Origin of the sequence: Pseudoalteromonas luteoviolacea S2607 (assembly GCF_001625575.1) — a bacterium.
Classification (GTDB): Bacteria; Pseudomonadota; Gammaproteobacteria; order Enterobacterales; family Alteromonadaceae; genus Pseudoalteromonas; species Pseudoalteromonas luteoviolacea_E.
In genome coordinates this window covers 1-16,073 of the sequence record NZ_AUXV01000002.1, presented here as the reverse complement: position 1 = coordinate 16,073, position 16,073 = coordinate 1, and the positions used below count along the sequence as shown (strand labels likewise).

Genomic DNA, 16,073 nt, shown 5'->3' with positions numbered 1-16,073 from the left:
ATTCCGCGTCAAGTTCATTTTAATTAAAAGTTCATGTAAAAGTAAGCAAAATTATTGCTTAATCAACATTTTCTAAGCCAAATGCACCATGAAGTGCTCTTACAGCTAGTTCAAGATAGCGCTCTTCTACTAAAACGGAAATTTTTATTTCGGAAGTAGAAACCAAAAGCGCTTGAATATTTTCATCCGCCAATGTTTGAAAAAATACACCAGCAGTACCGGAGTGAGACTTCATACCTACACCCACAGCTGAAATTTTTGCGACTTGCGCATTGCTCTCTATCTGAGCAGCTTGTAAAGCATCGCAATTCGTATTTAATACATCTAAGGCCTGAAAATATTCACTGCTATGCACAGTTAAAGCATAGTCTATTTTGCCCGCTTGATGATTAATTTGGCTGATCATGTCAATTTCAATGTCATATTCAGCAAGGAGAGTGAGTACTTTTGCCAAAGAAGAAGGCTTCTCAGGTATTTGACGAATAATAAGTAGAGATTCATCTTTCTGATAAGCAATACCTGACACAGTTTTGCTGGTCACTTTCGGCTCCTCATAGCTTATTAATGTCCCAGAATCTGGGTTAAAAGTTGATAATACACGCAATGGCATATTATATCGCCCAGCGGCCTCTACAGCGCGGATCTGTAAAACTTTCGCACCAAGGCTTGCCAATTCAAGCATTTCTTCAAACGTAACCTGCGACATGCGTCGAGCGCGTGGTTCCACACGAGGATCTGTTGTATACACACCATCAACATCAGTATAAATTTGACATTCATCTGCGGAAATAGCTGCCGCGATCTCCACGGCGGAGGTATCCGTGCCACCTCGGCCTAATGTTGTTAGGTTACCTTCAGAGTCCCGACCTTGAAAGCCCGCAATAATCGCTATGCGATTGTGTTCAAGCTCTTGTGTTAGGCGCTTCACATCAATATTTTTAATGCGCGCTTTGCCAAACATATTATCGGTATGAATTGCAATTTGATCCGCCAACAAGCTCACCGCTGAGTGACCTCGCCGGATAATTGCCATTGCAAGCAACGCTATCGCCACTTGTTCACCCGTTGCTAAGAGTACATCGAGCTCTCGTGCACTGGGCCTTTCATCAATTTGTTTGGCAAGGGAAAGTAAGCGGTTTGTCTCTCCCGACATGGCAGATAGCACGACCACAACTTGGTGGCCTTGCTGCTTTGAACGAATAACCAAGTCAGCGACGGCTTCGATACGCTCAATAGAGCCTACCGAAGTGCCACCAAACTTTTTTACAATTAAAGCCACTGGTTATTGCGTTTTGTCAGCCAACCAAGCTGGTACGCTAGTTAGCGCAGCGTCTAAATTCTCCGGCTGAGAACCACCAGCTTGTGCCATATCAGGACGGCCACCACCTTTCCCGCCAACTTGCGCTGCCATATGGTTTACTAACTCACCGGCTTTTACTGAACCTGTTAAGTCTTTTGTAACACCTGCGATCAAACTGACTTTATCGCCATTTGCAACACCAAGTGCAATTACGCCAGAGCCCATTTTGTTTTTAAGGTCATCAACCATGCCACGTAATGCTTTTGATTCTGTGCCAGCTACGTTAGCAACGAGCAATTTAATGCCATTAACCTCAACTGCTGACTCCAACAATGAAGAACCCGCAGCCGCTGCCAACTTGTCGTTTAATTGCGCAACTTGCTTCTCTAGGCCTTTGGCTTTTTCAAGTAGTGCAGCTACTTTTTCTAGTGCACTCGCGCTGTCACCCTTAACCAGTGCAGCGATGTCAGACAATGCTTTTTCCTGTTGAGCAACATACTTAATTGCATCTTCACCTGTGACAGCTTCAATACGGCGTACGCCTGCAGCAATACCACCTTCAGAAATAAGTTTTAAATAGCCAATATCACCGGCACGCTTAACATGAGTACCACCACAAAGTTCAATAGAGTAGTCACCGATAGATACAACGCGAACTTCATCATCATACTTCTCGCCAAATAGCGCCATTGCTCCCTTTGCTTTGGCTTCGTCAATATCCATCAACTGAGTCTCAAGCGCAAAGTTTGCTCTAATCTCTGCATTCACGGCTTCTTCGATGTCACGTAACTGCTCTTTTGTCACACCCTCAAAGTGAGAAAAGTCAAAACGAAGACGATCAGGCATTACTAAAGAGCCTTTTTGTGCAACATGCTCACCAAGGATTTGGCGTAATGCTTCATGCAAAATGTGCGTAGCTGTATGGTTTTTCTTGATACGTTCACGACGTTGCTCATCAATTTGCGCATCAACTTTATCGTTAATACCAATGCGGCCAACTACATATCCATGATGTGCAAAAGCATTGCCTAATTTTTGCGTATCAGTTACAACAAACTCACCACCAGACACCTTGAGCACACCGGTGTCACCTACCTGGCCACCAGATTCTGCGTAGAATGGAGTGCGATCTAATACCACAATACCTTTTTGCTGATCTGACAGCTCTGAAACATTATCACCTTCAGAGAATAGCTCTACTACAGTGCCGCTGTATTGAACCGCATCGTAGCCTTTAAAGTCTGTTACTTTTTCAGACTTCAACTGCTCATTGTAATCTGCACCAAATTTACCCGCTTGCTGCGCCTGCTTACGCTGTGCTTCCATTGCTTCTTGGAAGCCTCGTTCATCGATAGTCATGAAGCGTTCACGTGCAACATCAGCAGTTAAATCAGCCGGAAAGCCATAGGTATCATAAAGCTTGAATACGAGATCTCCTGGGATCACATCGCCTTCAAGACCAGCTAGGTTTTCTTCTAGAATCGCTAAGCCACGGTCCAGCGTTTTACCAAATTGCTCTTCTTCAATTCGCAGTACTTTTTCAATGATAGCTTGCTGCTTAACCAGCTCAGGATATGCTTCACCCATTTGCTCAGCCAATGCTGCGACTAACTTATAGAAAAATGCTCCTTGTGCGCCCAGCTTGTTACCATGTCTTACTGCGCGACGGATAATACGGCGAAGTACATAACCGCGGCCTTCATTAGAAGGCATCACGCCATCAGCAATAAGGAATGCACACGAACGAATGTGATCGGCAACAACACGAAGTGATTTATCTTCTAGGTCTAGTGCTCCCGTTACCGCAGCCGTCGCTTTAATAAGTGCTTGGAATAAATCAATCTCATAGTTCGAGTGTACGCCTTGCATGATTGCAGAAATACGCTCAAGGCCCATACCCGTATCAACGGATTGATTTGGCAAAGGTTCCATCGTTCCGTCTGCATGACGGTTGTACTGCATGAAAACGAGGTTCCAGATTTCGATGAAGCGATCGCCATCCTCTTCCGGGCTACCTGGTGGTCCACCCCAGATGTGTTCACCGTGATCATAGAAAATCTCAGAACATGGGCCACAAGGACCTGTATCACCCATTGACCAGAAGTTGTCTGACGTATCAATACGGATAATGCGATCTGCTGGAACGCCTACTTGATTTGCCCAAATGTCATATGCTTCTTCATCGGTGTGATAAACAGTCACCAATAGTTTTTCTTTTGGCAAGTTGACGACGTCTGTTAAGAATTCCCAAGCAAATTTAATCGCGTCTTGCTTAAAGTAGTCGCCAAAGCTGAAGTTACCTAGCATTTCAAAAAAGGTGTGATGTCTTGCAGTATAACCAACGTTTTCTAGATCATTATGTTTACCACCCGCTCGCACACAGCGTTGCGAGCTGGCCGCGCGATTATAAGGTCGCTTTTCAGCCCCTAGAAATACGTCCTTGAACTGTACCATACCCGCATTGGTAAATAGTAAAGTGGCATCATTGCCAGGGATCAAAGAACTTGATGGCACCACTTGGTGGTGTTGCTTGGCAAAGAAATCTAAAAAGCTCTGCCTTATCTGTGCGGTAGTCATTTGCTGCATGTGATCATTCACCCTTTATTGCTGCTTTGTGCCTCAGGTGACCAACGTGTTATGAAAACTAGTGGTCATTTTGTGCCTGAATTGCAAAATCTATTTGGTCAAAGCTAAATCCACGGTACATCATATACCTGACTCGCTTTGACTTTTCTTGATAGTCTAATTTGTCGTTTGAACAGCCGTATTTTTTTTCATACGTATGCTGTGCAATGTCGTACCAATCAACTTCTTTCTCTTCAATCAACTGAAGAAGTTGTGTACGTTCAACGCCTTTTTTGCTCGCTTCCATTAAGATACGTTTTTCACCTAACCCTTTGGCGAGCTGGCGATTCAAAAAGCTTTCGCAATGTCGAGCATCATCTACGTAACCGAGATCGCTCAACCATTCTATCAGCTCATCCGCATATTCTGCGCTAGCGCCTTTTAGCAACAGCTTATCGCCAAGCATTTTACGAGAATATTCTTGTCTGGATAACAGCCAAATGGCGTAGTTTTTAAGTTTTTGTTTTTCCTTGCTTTCCATCAAGCGTCGAACCGGCCTGTTTGTCCTACTTGCTCTTGCTCTGGCCCCTTATCACCATTTCCAGAGCTATTCTCATCATCTGATGCCTCTTGTGTCGCAAAGATGGCCTGAAAAGAAATAAAGAATCCGATGTACACAATCGGCATCACGAAGATTAAAGGAATTAAAGACAGTGGTGCTGATGCAATAAACATTAATGCGACAATACCACCGAATACGCTTAAAGGTCCCATATTATAATAAAAGACCTTTAGGGACTGCTTCATCGCTGCCAAAATATTCGCTTGTTTCTTAAAGTAAACAAGTGGCAGAGCATAAGCAAAGGCCATCATTGCCAACGACTGTAAAATAATAAAAATAGCGATATCTGAAAAGCTGATTGCCGCGGCTATTTCTGCCATTACAAGGTTCATATCTTGCTCTGGGTTATGATTTTGTAACGCTGTAGTGATTGGTTCAAACAATAAACTCATTACCACACCCAGTATCAAAGCGACACCCAGTTGGTACAAGCCTAACCGAAATAAATTAAGGCGACGCCCTTTGGCTGAAAACGGCTTTAAAATGTCGGCTAGCATAATCTTCTTACCTGACTGCAAGCTCACAACCGCATTGTAGAATCCTACGGTTAAGAAAGGGCCTGCTAGTGCACATGCCATTTGTACTATTGGGTTTGGTAAGACAAATGGAAACAACCCAACTACGACAAGGAAAATATACATCATCATAAAAGTCATAGGTTGAGTTTTAAAAATTACCCAACCAGCTTTTAGCCAATTGACTCCAAACCCGGCTTTAAATGTTCTAAATTCTGCAGACATAAATGATTAACTTAGTTCTAGATCACGTTGATTATACTGTGTCAGTGATGTACTTGAAAGGACGTTTATAAGGCATATCCCCACTAAATGGGCTTAAATCGACAAATACCCAAGAAAAGTGCGGTAATACAGGTAGTTTGCTTTGCTTGGTCACTCCCAAACAAAGCAACTTTGGCGCTATTCAGATTTTGGTTTATTGATCTTTTCAATGTCTAGCATGTGAGAACCATGTTCAACCTTAGTGGCTAAATAGTTACGGTTACCTGACTCACCCGCTTTGACATGTGCTTGAGTCCCCACCACGCTTTCGACTCGTATGCCCGCATTACGCAATGCGTTTAGTTTGCGAGGGTTATTTGTCATAAGTTTTACGTGATCTAAGCCGAGTGCTTTGAGCATCAATACCGCGTCTGAAAAATTTCGCAGATCGTCTTCAAAGCCCAAATGATTATTTGCCTCGTAGGTATTCATGCCCTGCGACTGGAGTACATAAGCATCAATTTTATTGTATAGACCAATACCACGACCCTCTTGACGAAGATACAATAAAACGCCGCCATGTTGGTGCATTTCTTCTATACATTCATTGAGCTGCTCACCGCAGTCGCATCTGGATGAATGAAACACATCGCCAGTTAAGCATTCGGAGTGCATTCTAATTAATGGTATTTCTTGGTTTGTATCTGCACCATTAAATACTAACGCAACATGCTCTTCGCCATCTTTGAGCCCCTCGAAAGATACGATTTCTGCAGGAATATGACTACGCTGCCCTACATTCAGCTCAACTCTTGCTCTTACTTCAGCCACGACTTGAAAATACCCAAATAAAAAATGTGATAGTATCACAAAAAATCATATATCTCTTTATATGGTGTCACTGCCTCTCTTTTACAAGTCATTTTAAGCAAAACTGGTAAATGTGAATATTGGCACTAATCTATACAAATAAGACGGGGTTATTTTATCTTATTGGACATTGATGCGCCTACTTTTACTCCTATATTTATGCATATCCTTCAATGGCGCTTGTAATGAGTTCAAGTTTGATGGTTTCGCTACTTTGGGAGTAACTCTCACAGACTCAGAAAATGCAGGGATCCGTCATCATATTACCCAGCCCAATGCAACCTACCAAGATGAAGTAGGGTTCGGTACATCGTCATTAGGGTTTCAGCTGGAGTGGCAAGCAACACCCAAACTTCAATTTGTGGGTCAGGTGCTACTCAAAGATCACGAAGAACAAAATATCGATAACGCCGTGCAAATGGCATTTCTACGTTATTCACCAACTGCAAATTGGCAAATGCGAGTCGGCAGAACTGGGCTCGACTTGTTTATGATGACTGAGCACAGGGACATCGGCTATACCTACACTTTTGATCACCCTCCAACCGAGTTTTATGCCATTGTACCGCACCAAAATATAGACGGTGCAGATATCAAATACACTTTCTCTCAAGAACATGGCTTATTCAGTGCGAAACTATTTGCCGGTCGCTCTACAGCACCGATTGTCAGTGATGAAAACTTTTTTTGGGATGTTGAGATAAAATCTCTATATGGGGTCGTCCTACAATGGGAATCTCTTGATTGGACTCTTAGAGCCAATCATACCATTACCAAGGCGGGTAACGAAAATGAACAACAACTACAGTTGCAAGCAGCACTGTCACAAGTACCGGATGAAGTTTGGCCCAATAAAGCCAATTTGCTAGACTCTCTAAATATTATTGGCAAACGCTTTGACTACACAGCAATTGGGGCTCGATACGATAATAATCAATGGTTTTTTCAAACTGAAGCTTCATATATAGATTCAAATTCACAGGTATTGAATGAGCTGACAGCGGGATATATTGGTGTTGGCACATATTATAAAAACCATACATTCATGACGACATTTGCCACGGCAAAGTCAAACAATAAAACACCTCAAAGGCCTCTTATTTCAACCCCTCAACTAGACTTACTTTATAACACGCTGATAAGACACACTAATTTCTATCTCATAGATCAAAGCACAGTATCGGTGACGCTGCGCTCAGAATTATCAGAGTCTCTTGCGGTAAAAGTCCAACTTGAGCATACCAGTACAACAAGCTTGCCATCTGCATTCTATCTGCATCGAGGTTTAACTGGATCTCATCTTGATACGGACTTCAATACATTAGGCATAAGCCTAAACTGGGTATTCTGATGAGAGCCTATATCTCGTCTCTCTGTTTTTTGCTCATAGTGAGTATGAAACTAGAAGCCTCTGAACCACAAGACATCGTGATTGTTGTCAATAAGAACAACCCTATTGAACAGGTTACCCATCGGCAGTTAATAGATATGTACATGGGTAAATACTTGGCATTTCCAAATGGACATATGGCCATAACATTGGATTACCGTAAAGAGCATCCACTCAGAAGCGCATTCTTTAAAGCATTAACTGGTCGGAATATTTCTCAAATCAATGCATATTGGTCGCGGGTAAAGTTTAGTGGTAAAGCTTCCCCACCCCAAGCATATCCTTCAACAGAAGCTATAATAGATAAAGTTATTACAACACCTAGTGCGATTGCTTACTTACCTGCAAGCGCTGTAACTGATGAGCTAAAAGTAGTGTACCGTTTTGTTCAATAGACACAGTTTAATTTTTCGGTTGATGCTTATTCTAAGTTTATCAACGTTCGCGTTTTCAGTCGTATACGCAAAAATATACTATCACCACGTGTTTGATACCGAACTCAAACGCTTAGAAAGCACAGTACGACAAATAAGCCAAACCGTTTCTTCTACGGCGTCTATTGCTGCCTATTTAGAAGACAAAGACCTCGCTAATGAAGTTGTTAACGGCTTAGTCAGTAATGACATTATTCTCTCTGCTGCACTGACCAATAAACAAACCGTACTCGCGAAAAGCATCCTCTATAAAGACCAAGGAGCCTTACCGTTTTACTTGCCTAACCCTTTTATACTGCAAGAAAATATCGGTATTATCTATGTGGTTCCAAACACTTTATATATCGAACAAAATGCGAGAGACAGTGCATTTTCGTCAGTACAAACACTACTGGTGGTGGTACTTCCTATGCTGCTCTTGTTTGCCGTTTTGGCACTTTTCTTAATATCTCGCCCACTAGGACATCTAAGTAAACAACTAGCCAGCGTTCTACCTGGTAGCGCGCAGCGAATATACGTGGACCCACTAAACGACCAGAATGAAATAGGCAAAATTGGTAAAGATATAAATGTCATGCTAGCCAATACCGAAACGCTATTTGAACAAGAGCGTAGTCTTAGAGTCGAAGTAGAGAAGCTAGAAAAACGATTTCGCTTGATGTTTGAGCGCTCTTCTTCACCCACCGTGCTGGTAAAAGAGCACGGAGAAGTCATTTTAGTTAATGATGCGGCTAAAGACCTACTAGCCGGTATGGGGATTGACAGTGAAGAACGCTTTCCAGAAAACCTTGGACAGTTTTGTAAAACGCCCGATATTCTTTATACGTTCACTGAAAATAGCATTAAGTTAAAACAGGTCATGCAGTCAGAATTTGAATTCACCAACCCTTTAACGCTCTCTTCTGTATGGCTGAGTCTCATTATTCTCAATACAAAAAGTGACGGACAGTGGTACTTTCAGGTTTTTTTAGCAGATATTACCGCCCGTAAAACAATGTTAAATCAGCTTAGCCACCGAGCTCAGCGAGACAGTTTAACCAGTTTATATAACCGATATGGCGCAGAGCTCACGTTAATGGAGTGGATTGACTCTGAAACACAGTTTAGCCTGCTACTCATTGATCTCGATAAGTTTAAACCCGTCAATGATATATATGGCCATAATGCTGGCGATGAGGTATTAAAGCAAATCGCCAAAAGGCTCGCTCAGCTTGTGCCCAATACAGAACTGGTCAGTCGCTGGGGCGGGGACGAGTTTGTAGTTGCAATTAAAGATGTAAACATCGTGAAGGTAAACCATATGGCTCAACAAGTCCTCGACGAAATAAATACGTCCATAACTTATGAAAAAAACGGTCACCGAATTGAGTTAAATGTCAGCGCGAGCATAGGTATTGCACACTTCCCAATGCACGCTGACAGCTTAAAAGGTCTGGTCGAATGCGCAGACGTTGCAATGTACTCCGTTAAAAAGACCTCTAAAAATAATTTCACGATTTATTCTACCTAAAACGCTTTTAGCATTTCCTCACGGTATTTAGATAAGTCTAAGGTAACTTGATATTGAGCCGCTAAAGCGTCTAACTCAGCTTGCCAAATGGCGAGATCTTCCATCGTAATAGTATTATCGTCCAACGTCCAAAGCTGACGGGATCCCGCGTAACTATAATGTATTGCGAGCATAGCATTAACATTGCCTTGTTGAGCCGCTTTTTTGAGCTTAGGCATTTTTCTCGTAATCCGATTCAAGGTTTGCTTTAACTCCCAAACATATACGACTTCAACCATAAAGGGATGAAGCTTGATTCGCCTCAATATCGTGGCAATGATTATACAAGTGACGACTACCCCAAGTAGATTCCAATGAAAATGACTGCCATCACTATCAGGGAAAAACAGGATTAACACTTGCGCGATACCTAAACTGCCGACAGTTAACGCTGCGATACATACACCTATCACCCAATTCAAGTGCTTGCGATAACGACTCTTATTTATTTCTTGTAACTGCATTAACCTCGTCCTAAACCAAAATCGATCAACATTCTAAATGGATAAAAATTAAAATTAAAAAAAAATCACCCCTTTTTTTGACCTAGCGCGTTATATCTGTAAAAAGGGGAGACGAACTATGACAATGACAATTAATACAAATCAGCCAGCGGCACCTTATCACAAGCTAAACAAGTTAGTGTTGTCTTTTATTGGCGCCATGGTAGTTACGTTTGGCTTATTTGCTTTCATGCAGCAACTGATCAGCCAAGAAAGACAGCTGATTGATTCACCACCACCCGACATCGATGTTTTTATTTCTCAGGAACTCAAAGATTCGCCCGTTAAGGAGCGTAAAACCTTACCACCTAAACCAAAGCCATTACCCAAGGCTCCGCCAAAACCTGTAACTCAACATGTAAGTACACCCGGCGTTAATGTAGACATAGGCATAGAACATCAATTTACCAGCGCACCTATCACTATCAACAACACTTTACAAGCAACAGATACGCAGGCAACACCACTGGTAAGAGTCGATCCTAGCTACCCGGTACAGGCTGCTAGAGACGGAATTGAGGGCTGGGTACAACTTGAGTTTAGTATTTCTTCAACTGGCCAAGTAATTGATGCCAAAGTTGTAAGTGCAGAGCCGAAACGCATCTTCAACCGCGCAGCGTTAAAAGCATTGAAGCGCTGGAAATATCGTCCTCAAATGGCAGACGGCAAAGCAATAGTTCAAACCGGCCAGTCAGTTATGCTAGAGTTTAAATTAGCTAATGGGTCATAAATACGACCTAAAGCTGCTGATCGTATGGACAGCAGCTTGCACACGCACAATGGAACAGTCGATTACAATTAACAACAATCCAGGAGAGTGCATGCTACTAGCGATAAAAAGTTGGTTTATCCAGCACAAAACAGATGCAGAAGATCCGCTTTATGAGTTTAAGAAATGCGGCGAAAACCGTTACCTTGAGCAGGCGATCGATAATTTTAATCCCGACTTATATCATTTTCTGTGTACACAAAGTACACCTGAGGTAGCAGAGGACATTTGCCAAAAAACTTGGCTAACCATTGTAGAAAAGCGGCATTTTTATCAAGCAAATAATACACCTAAAGCTTACATATTTAAAATTGCTCGAAATGCCTTAATTGATGAGCTGCGTAAACAAAGTAAATTAGTATTAGATGAGAATGTGACAGCGCAAAGCGAAGTCACCGCAGAAGCGTGTTTTTCAGAGGCAAGCTCTGAGCGACTCTATCAAGCTATTAAAAAGCTACCTCATAGCCAAAAAGAAGCGCTGAGTTTGCAATTAGAAGGGTTTTCGCTAAAGCAGATCGCACAAATCACACAAACCAATGCCGAGACTGTTAAAACGCGTTTACGCTATGCAAAGCAGCAACTTAAATCGATTTTAGGAGAGTGACAAATGAATGAGCTCGAGCAGGCATATTCAAATGCAAAACGCCAACAGAAAATGTCGGCTAAGCAGACTCGTCGTTTAAAGAGATTGGGTCGATTAGAAAATCGCAAACACACTCGTCAATTTTGGTTAAGGACCACAGCCTGGGCGACCTCTTGTTGTGCAATAGCGTTAGTTGGTAGCTTGACTTTGCAAAACACGCTCAAAGATTTTGAGTTATTTCTTACCAAAATCGAACCAACTGAGTTGAACCTAGAACACTATGAGTCTATCGAGACTCACAATTTAATTGAAGGTGAATACATGACCACGATTCAACAACAAAAGCAGTTGTTGGACACCTCACTTGAGGGGGCAAAAGAAACACTGAATCAAGTCCACCAGTCCTATGGCAAGCTCATTCATAGTGAGGAAGGCACATGGTTTATAGCGGACTGTCAAAATGAAACATTAATTGAAGTACGCAAAAGTGTACTCGATGAATTAAACGCACCCAGAATGCTCGATACACAGGCTGACCAAGGTGTACTGCTAGCACTGAGCAGAAATAACAAGGGCCAGCTATTAAAAATAGCGACCCCTATTGAAGGCAAAAACTTATATGCGTGCCCTTAGAGCATAACGAGGCTGGCAATAAAGAAGCCAGCCAATGCCAATGCACCTCCCACCAATGCATAAGGCAGCTGTGTTTTGACATGAGTCAGCAAGTCACACCCTGAAGCCAGCGCAGAAACTGCACTCGTATCAGAGATTGGTGAACAATGATCTCCAAACACACCGCCACTTAAGATAGCCCCCACAACCAACGAAGGTGGTAACCCAAGTGTTTGAATCAGTGGTACTCCAATCGGAATTAAAATCGCAAATGTTCCCCAAGATGTTCCGGTAGTGAATGACATTACGGCACCGGTTAAAAACAACACCGGAACAATCAAGTAAACCGGTAAGTAATCACCAACTAACTGCGCTACAAATACACCCGTACCAAGCTCTTTTAAGCTAGAACCCAGCGTAAGAGATAGTAATACAATAGTCACTAAGGGAAGTAGTTCACCCATACCTTTAAAGCCTATATCTACAAGTTGATGGTGGGTAAACTGCTTTTCATTCAAAAGTAAAAAATATGCGACGCTACAGGACAAAATAGTGGCATATAATACAGACTTTGAACCACTGCCATTTGCCAGTACACCATCCCCTGTCCAAACCATAAAACCAACCATACTAACAATCAGTGTTATCAAAGGTACTAACATAAAACGAGCCTTCGATGCAGCAGGACCAGCACTTAGCTCTACTTCTTGACGCGTCAATGCTTCTTCAGCAGATTTCATCGGGCCGTGTACCTTATCAAAGACGATGGTGTATAACACGATAAGTAAAGCGATAATGGCGTAATAGTTAAATGCAACACTACCCCATAAAATACTCACCGCAGACTGCTCTAACTCATAATTGCTCAGCAAGCCCAATACATATGCCCCCCACCCATTTAACAAAATGAGAATGCATACCGGTGCACTGGTGCTGTCAATAATATAGGCGAGCCGGGCTCGACTCATTTTAAACTTATCGAAAAGGCCTCTAGAAACAATGCCTGAAGTCAGTACACTCATATTCGACTCTATAAAAACAACCGTGCCCGTAAACATAGTGAGTAGACCAACTTGTTTTTTATTTCTAGCTACGCCAATATTCATTAACTTTTGCACTGTTGCTGAAACACCGCCCGATTCGCGAATATAAGCCAATAAAGCCCCTATCACGATGCTAAATATTAAGATCCGACTGTTGCCGGCGGATGTCGCGACGTCAATAATACGTTCAATGCTATTGATAAATGTGGCAAAAACACTTTGTTCATCATCGCTTAATACCAATAAAAACTCAGATGAAACAAGGGCTAAGATTAAGGCCAAGATGACCTCTTTTCGCCAAAACACGACCGCGATAGCGATCAAAGGCGGCAAAATAGAATACCAAGACATAGCTTCCCTTTTGTAATTTTTTGGCTCAGAGTAATCGCAGTGATATCAATAGCTGGGCAAATCTTATAGTTCTCTGCTAACTATTTTTTCACTCAAAGTTTAACCAATTCAGCTTAAGTTCTCGTGCCGGAAAAACCAAGCTTTTCCTCTAATCAAATTCACAAATGCAACAAAAGTACCTCAACCAGTACCACATAAATCAAAAAACGCAATAATATTCCTAAACAATCTATCACATCGTTCCAATTGAACCTATAATATGGACAGTTTAAGTTAGTTTTAGTTACCAGGTGATCCTCATGTCTACTTTTGTAAAAATAAAGGCCTTAAAGCCGACGCTCTCGCAGAGCGAGGCCAAGTTAGCAGACTTTACATTGAAGTCAGGTGCAAAAATACGCGGTTTATCTTCGATTGAACTTGCGAAATCGGCAGGTGTTAGTCAATCCAGTGTCGTTAAGTTTGCACAAAAGCTTGGCTACAAAGGGTTCCCAGCGTTTAAACTCGCTGTGGTTGATGCGCTGAACGAACAAACGCAAGAAGACACCCCCCTGTCTAATGAAATTGATCAGAATGACTCTATCGCGCATATTTCTGAAAAATTAATTGCCAATCAGCAAGCTACTTTGGTTGCAACCAGCAAATTAAATACGCCTGAGCTATTTGAACAGGCAGTGCAGTCGATTAAAGCAGCGAAGAAAGTGATGGTCTGTGCGATTGGCACAACTCATACAATGGCACAAGACTTGACCCTAAAGTTACAAAAATTAGGTGTATGTGCTGTCACCCACGTCGATGAGCTTAGTGCTGCAAGTTACATGGCTACAATGGGGAAAGATGACCTCGTTATCTTTTTAAGTAACTCAGGTGTTGTAAAGAGTGTCGTCAAATTAGCTCAGCAGGCTAAAAGTAATGAGTGTCAAATTCTTGCACTTACACGTTACGGTCACAGTGAGTTAGCAAACTACGCAGACAACTGCCTTTACTGTATCCAAGAAACAGAAGCGATTAAACACTCAGCCGTGTTAACTCGCGCATCCTTAGGCTACTTAATTGATGTATTATTCATCTCATTAGCGCAGTCGAACTTACATTGGCAACGTCGTGCCGACCGCTCTAACGAGTACATGGATGATATCCTCAGCGTCTAAAAAATATGCGCCTTATCTATCGTACAGCAGATAAGGCGCCCTCTTTTGTTTAAAACTACTCAATTCACTTTCCCAAATCGCTTCGATTTGGTGCGCTTTTAAACCTTGCTCTACAGCTAAACGCAAAATATCTGTACCAGCCAATTTATCTAAAAAGTCTGCATGAACAATATAACGTACATTCTCTCGTTGGAACTGCGCGTAAGCTGACACAAACCAAGTTAAATCAAACCCCCTGACTGAACTATGCTTTAAGTCCTTCCCCCAAACTTGTTGCCCTTCCAATTTAGGATAGCGTGAAGCTCCAATAATAGAGCGGGGGGAAAATTCATAGTCTCCCAACTTTACTTGGTCGTGCCCAAAAGCTTGGAAAGGAAAATCAGTCCCTCTGCCAACAGACACCGCAGTTGCCTCAAATAAACACAAAGACGGATATAAATAAATTGCCTGTTGATTAGGTAAGTTGGGACTAGGTGCAATAGGCAGAATATAATCCACTGACGCAGTGTAATTAGCCACAGTGATTACTTTTAAATCTAGCCGCTCTTTACCCGGTAACCATCCTTCTCCCTCAATCATCATAGCCAGCTCGCCGACTGTCATACCGTGTAAAATTGGGATCGGATGCATGCCAACAAAAGATGTGAATTCACTCTCAAGTATCGGGCCTGCGACAAATCGAATATTAGGGTTAGGCCTATCTAGAACAATGAACGCTTTGCGATTCTCTTTTGCAGCTTGCATCATGTAATGCATCGTACTGATATAAGTATAAAAACGTACACCAACATCTTGAATATCAAAAACTAAGACATCGAGATCTTCCAGTGCTTTCTGGGAGGGACGTTTCTGCGTACCATATAAGGAAACGATGGGAAGCCCGGTTGCCACATCCACACTATTATCTATGTGAGCGCCCGCGTCTTGATCGCCTCTAAAACCATGTTCTGGAGAAAATATACGGACCACTTCAATTTCATGCGCCATCAAAACATCAACAAGATGTTCACCATTAACTTCTGCTGATTGGTTCACTATTAGTCCGACTCGTTTTCCTTTCAGCATTGGTAAGTACTTATCGAGTTGTGCCGCACCAACTTCAACTGTGTCAGAGGCACCTACTTTAAACAAGGGTAGCAACAGGACAAATATAAATAGAACAAAACGGCATTTAAACATGGATAAATCACTGCAAACCAGATACATAGGGTGAATATGCCCGATCCGAATCCAAAAAAAAATCTTTTTCTATTTTACTTGTTTTTCACGGCGCTTTTTTCGCCAGAATAATCGAAACGGACGCGGGACGTGCTTTATGGAGAGTGAACCTCTGAGTGTCTGGTTTATGACCTTTCATCTAAACAGCTTGCACACAATCGAAATCTTGTGAGAAAGCACTATATTCAGGCACAAAAAAACCGACTTTCGTCGGCATTTAACCCATGTTTTATTACTTAGGTGAAGTAAGCTCGCATCTCAAAAGGGATGGCGGACGTGGGACGTCCTTTATGGAGAGTGAACCTCTGAGTGACTGGTTTATGACCTTTCATCTAAACAGCTTGCACACAATCGAAATCTTGTGAGAAAACACTAAATTCAGGCACAAAAAAACCGA

The 16,073-nt window shown here is 42.2% G+C and carries 15 protein-coding genes; 7 read left to right on the top strand and 8 right to left on the bottom strand.

The genetic code is table 11. From position 1 onward, the window contains the following. Positions 1-58 precede the first annotated feature (58 nt). The 5 genes from N480_RS01495 to N480_RS01475 form a co-directional block, all read right to left on the bottom strand. Positions 59-1,279 carry an aspartate kinase gene (locus N480_RS01495; protein ID WP_063370777.1) on the bottom strand — a complete coding sequence of 407 codons (1,221 nt, stop codon included), beginning with the start codon at positions 1,277-1,279 and terminating at the stop codon, positions 59-61. A gap of 3 nt (positions 1,280-1,282) precedes the next feature. Beyond that, positions 1,283-3,886 (bottom strand): alanine--tRNA ligase, encoded by a 2,604-nt coding sequence (alaS, locus tag N480_RS01490; RefSeq protein ID WP_063370776.1) that lies wholly within the window; start codon positions 3,884-3,886, stop codon positions 1,283-1,285. 58 nt (positions 3,887-3,944) lie between these two features. Then, a complete protein-coding gene (locus N480_RS01485) occupies positions 3,945-4,406 on the bottom strand; it encodes a regulatory protein RecX (protein ID WP_063370775.1) in 462 nt (153 codons plus the stop codon). Further along, positions 4,406-5,227, bottom strand: coding sequence for a BPSS1780 family membrane protein (locus tag N480_RS01480; RefSeq protein WP_063370774.1), 822 nt, complete (start codon positions 5,225-5,227; stop codon positions 4,406-4,408). The genes N480_RS01485 and N480_RS01480 overlap by 1 nt, the downstream gene beginning before the upstream one ends. Positions 5,228-5,404: 177 nt before the next feature. Continuing rightward, a complete protein-coding gene (locus N480_RS01475) occupies positions 5,405-6,037 on the bottom strand; it encodes a GTP cyclohydrolase II (protein ID WP_063370920.1) in 633 nt (210 codons plus the stop codon). Positions 6,038-6,209: 172 nt separating this feature from the next. Here N480_RS01475 and N480_RS01470 point away from each other — a divergent pair, with 172 nt between their 5' ends. The 3 genes from N480_RS01470 (at position 6,210) to N480_RS01460 (ending at position 9,410) form a co-directional block, all read left to right on the top strand. Beyond that, entirely contained in the window at positions 6,210-7,427 is a 1,218-nt protein-coding gene (locus tag N480_RS01470) for a hypothetical protein (protein ID WP_063370773.1), read from the top strand. 44 nt (positions 7,428-7,471) lie between these two features. Then, on the top strand, positions 7,472-7,861 hold the full coding sequence (locus N480_RS01465) for a hypothetical protein (protein ID WP_231102208.1): 390 nt from the start codon (positions 7,472-7,474) through the stop codon (positions 7,859-7,861). Between the two features lie 88 nt (positions 7,862-7,949). Beyond that, complete coding sequence (locus N480_RS01460) at positions 7,950-9,410, top strand: sensor domain-containing diguanylate cyclase (protein ID WP_231102207.1); 1,461 nt, start codon at positions 7,950-7,952, stop codon at positions 9,408-9,410. Here N480_RS01460 and N480_RS01455 read toward each other — a convergent pair. Then, positions 9,407-9,913 (bottom strand): DUF3087 domain-containing protein, encoded by a 507-nt coding sequence (locus N480_RS01455; protein ID WP_063370770.1) that lies wholly within the window; start codon positions 9,911-9,913, stop codon positions 9,407-9,409. The genes N480_RS01460 and N480_RS01455 overlap by 4 nt on opposite strands. Positions 9,914-10,031: 118 nt before the next feature. Between N480_RS01455 and N480_RS01450 the strand changes: the two genes are divergently transcribed. The 3 genes from N480_RS01450 to N480_RS01440 all read left to right on the top strand — a co-directional run bounded on the left by N480_RS01450 (position 10,032) and on the right by N480_RS01440 (position 11,937). Next, complete coding sequence (locus tag N480_RS01450; protein ID WP_231101513.1) at positions 10,032-10,682, top strand: energy transducer TonB; 651 nt, start codon at positions 10,032-10,034, stop codon at positions 10,680-10,682. Positions 10,683-10,773: 91 nt separating this feature from the next. Further along, complete coding sequence (locus N480_RS01445) at positions 10,774-11,325, top strand: sigma-70 family RNA polymerase sigma factor (RefSeq protein ID WP_063370769.1); 552 nt, start codon at positions 10,774-10,776, stop codon at positions 11,323-11,325. Between the two features lie 3 nt (positions 11,326-11,328). Next, on the top strand, positions 11,329-11,937 hold the full coding sequence (locus tag N480_RS01440) for a hypothetical protein (RefSeq protein ID WP_063370768.1): 609 nt from the start codon (positions 11,329-11,331) through the stop codon (positions 11,935-11,937). Here the strand turns inward: N480_RS01440 and N480_RS01435 are convergent. Beyond that, positions 11,934-13,310, bottom strand: coding sequence for a Na+/H+ antiporter NhaC family protein (locus N480_RS01435; protein ID WP_063370767.1), 1,377 nt, complete (start codon positions 13,308-13,310; stop codon positions 11,934-11,936). The two genes, N480_RS01440 and N480_RS01435, sit on opposite strands and share 4 nt — an antisense overlap. A gap of 299 nt (positions 13,311-13,609) precedes the next feature. On the opposite strand from N480_RS01435, the gene N480_RS01430 reads away from it, so the two are divergent. Then, the gene (locus N480_RS01430) at positions 13,610-14,458 is read left to right on the top strand and encodes a MurR/RpiR family transcriptional regulator (RefSeq protein ID WP_063370766.1); all 849 of its coding nucleotides are present in this window, start codon (positions 13,610-13,612) and stop codon (positions 14,456-14,458) included. A 12-nt stretch (positions 14,459-14,470) separates the two neighbouring features. On the opposite strand, the gene N480_RS01425 is transcribed toward N480_RS01430, so the two are convergent. Then, the gene (locus N480_RS01425; protein ID WP_063370765.1) at positions 14,471-15,637 is read right to left on the bottom strand and encodes an exo-beta-N-acetylmuramidase NamZ domain-containing protein; all 1,167 of its coding nucleotides are present in this window, start codon (positions 15,635-15,637) and stop codon (positions 14,471-14,473) included. Positions 15,638-16,073 lie beyond the last annotated feature (436 nt).

Bases quoted from the DNA above. Each gene is read 5' to 3' on its own strand.
- alaS (WP_063370776.1), bottom strand. From the start codon at position 3,886: ATGCAGCAAATGACTACCGCACAGATAAGGCAGAGCTTTTTAGATTTC.
- N480_RS01485 (WP_063370775.1), bottom strand. From the start codon at position 4,406: ATGGAAAGCAAGGAAAAACAAAAACTTAAAAACTACGCCATTTGGCTG.
- N480_RS01480 (WP_063370774.1), bottom strand. From the start codon at position 5,227: ATGTCTGCAGAATTTAGAACATTTAAAGCCGGGTTTGGAGTCAATTGG.
- N480_RS01470 (WP_063370773.1), top strand. From the start codon at position 6,210: ATGCGCCTACTTTTACTCCTATATTTATGCATATCCTTCAATGGCGCT.
- N480_RS01465 (WP_231102208.1), top strand. From the start codon at position 7,472: ATGAAACTAGAAGCCTCTGAACCACAAGACATCGTGATTGTTGTCAAT.
- N480_RS01455 (WP_063370770.1), bottom strand. From the start codon at position 9,913: ATGCAGTTACAAGAAATAAATAAGAGTCGTTATCGCAAGCACTTGAAT.
- N480_RS01450 (WP_231101513.1), top strand. From the start codon at position 10,032: ATGACAATGACAATTAATACAAATCAGCCAGCGGCACCTTATCACAAG.
- N480_RS01445 (WP_063370769.1), top strand. From the start codon at position 10,774: ATGCTACTAGCGATAAAAAGTTGGTTTATCCAGCACAAAACAGATGCA.
- N480_RS01440 (WP_063370768.1), top strand. From the start codon at position 11,329: ATGAATGAGCTCGAGCAGGCATATTCAAATGCAAAACGCCAACAGAAA.
- N480_RS01435 (WP_063370767.1), bottom strand. From the start codon at position 13,310: ATGTCTTGGTATTCTATTTTGCCGCCTTTGATCGCTATCGCGGTCGTG.
- N480_RS01430 (WP_063370766.1), top strand. From the start codon at position 13,610: ATGTCTACTTTTGTAAAAATAAAGGCCTTAAAGCCGACGCTCTCGCAG.
- N480_RS01425 (WP_063370765.1), bottom strand. From the start codon at position 15,637: ATGTTTAAATGCCGTTTTGTTCTATTTATATTTGTCCTGTTGCTACCC.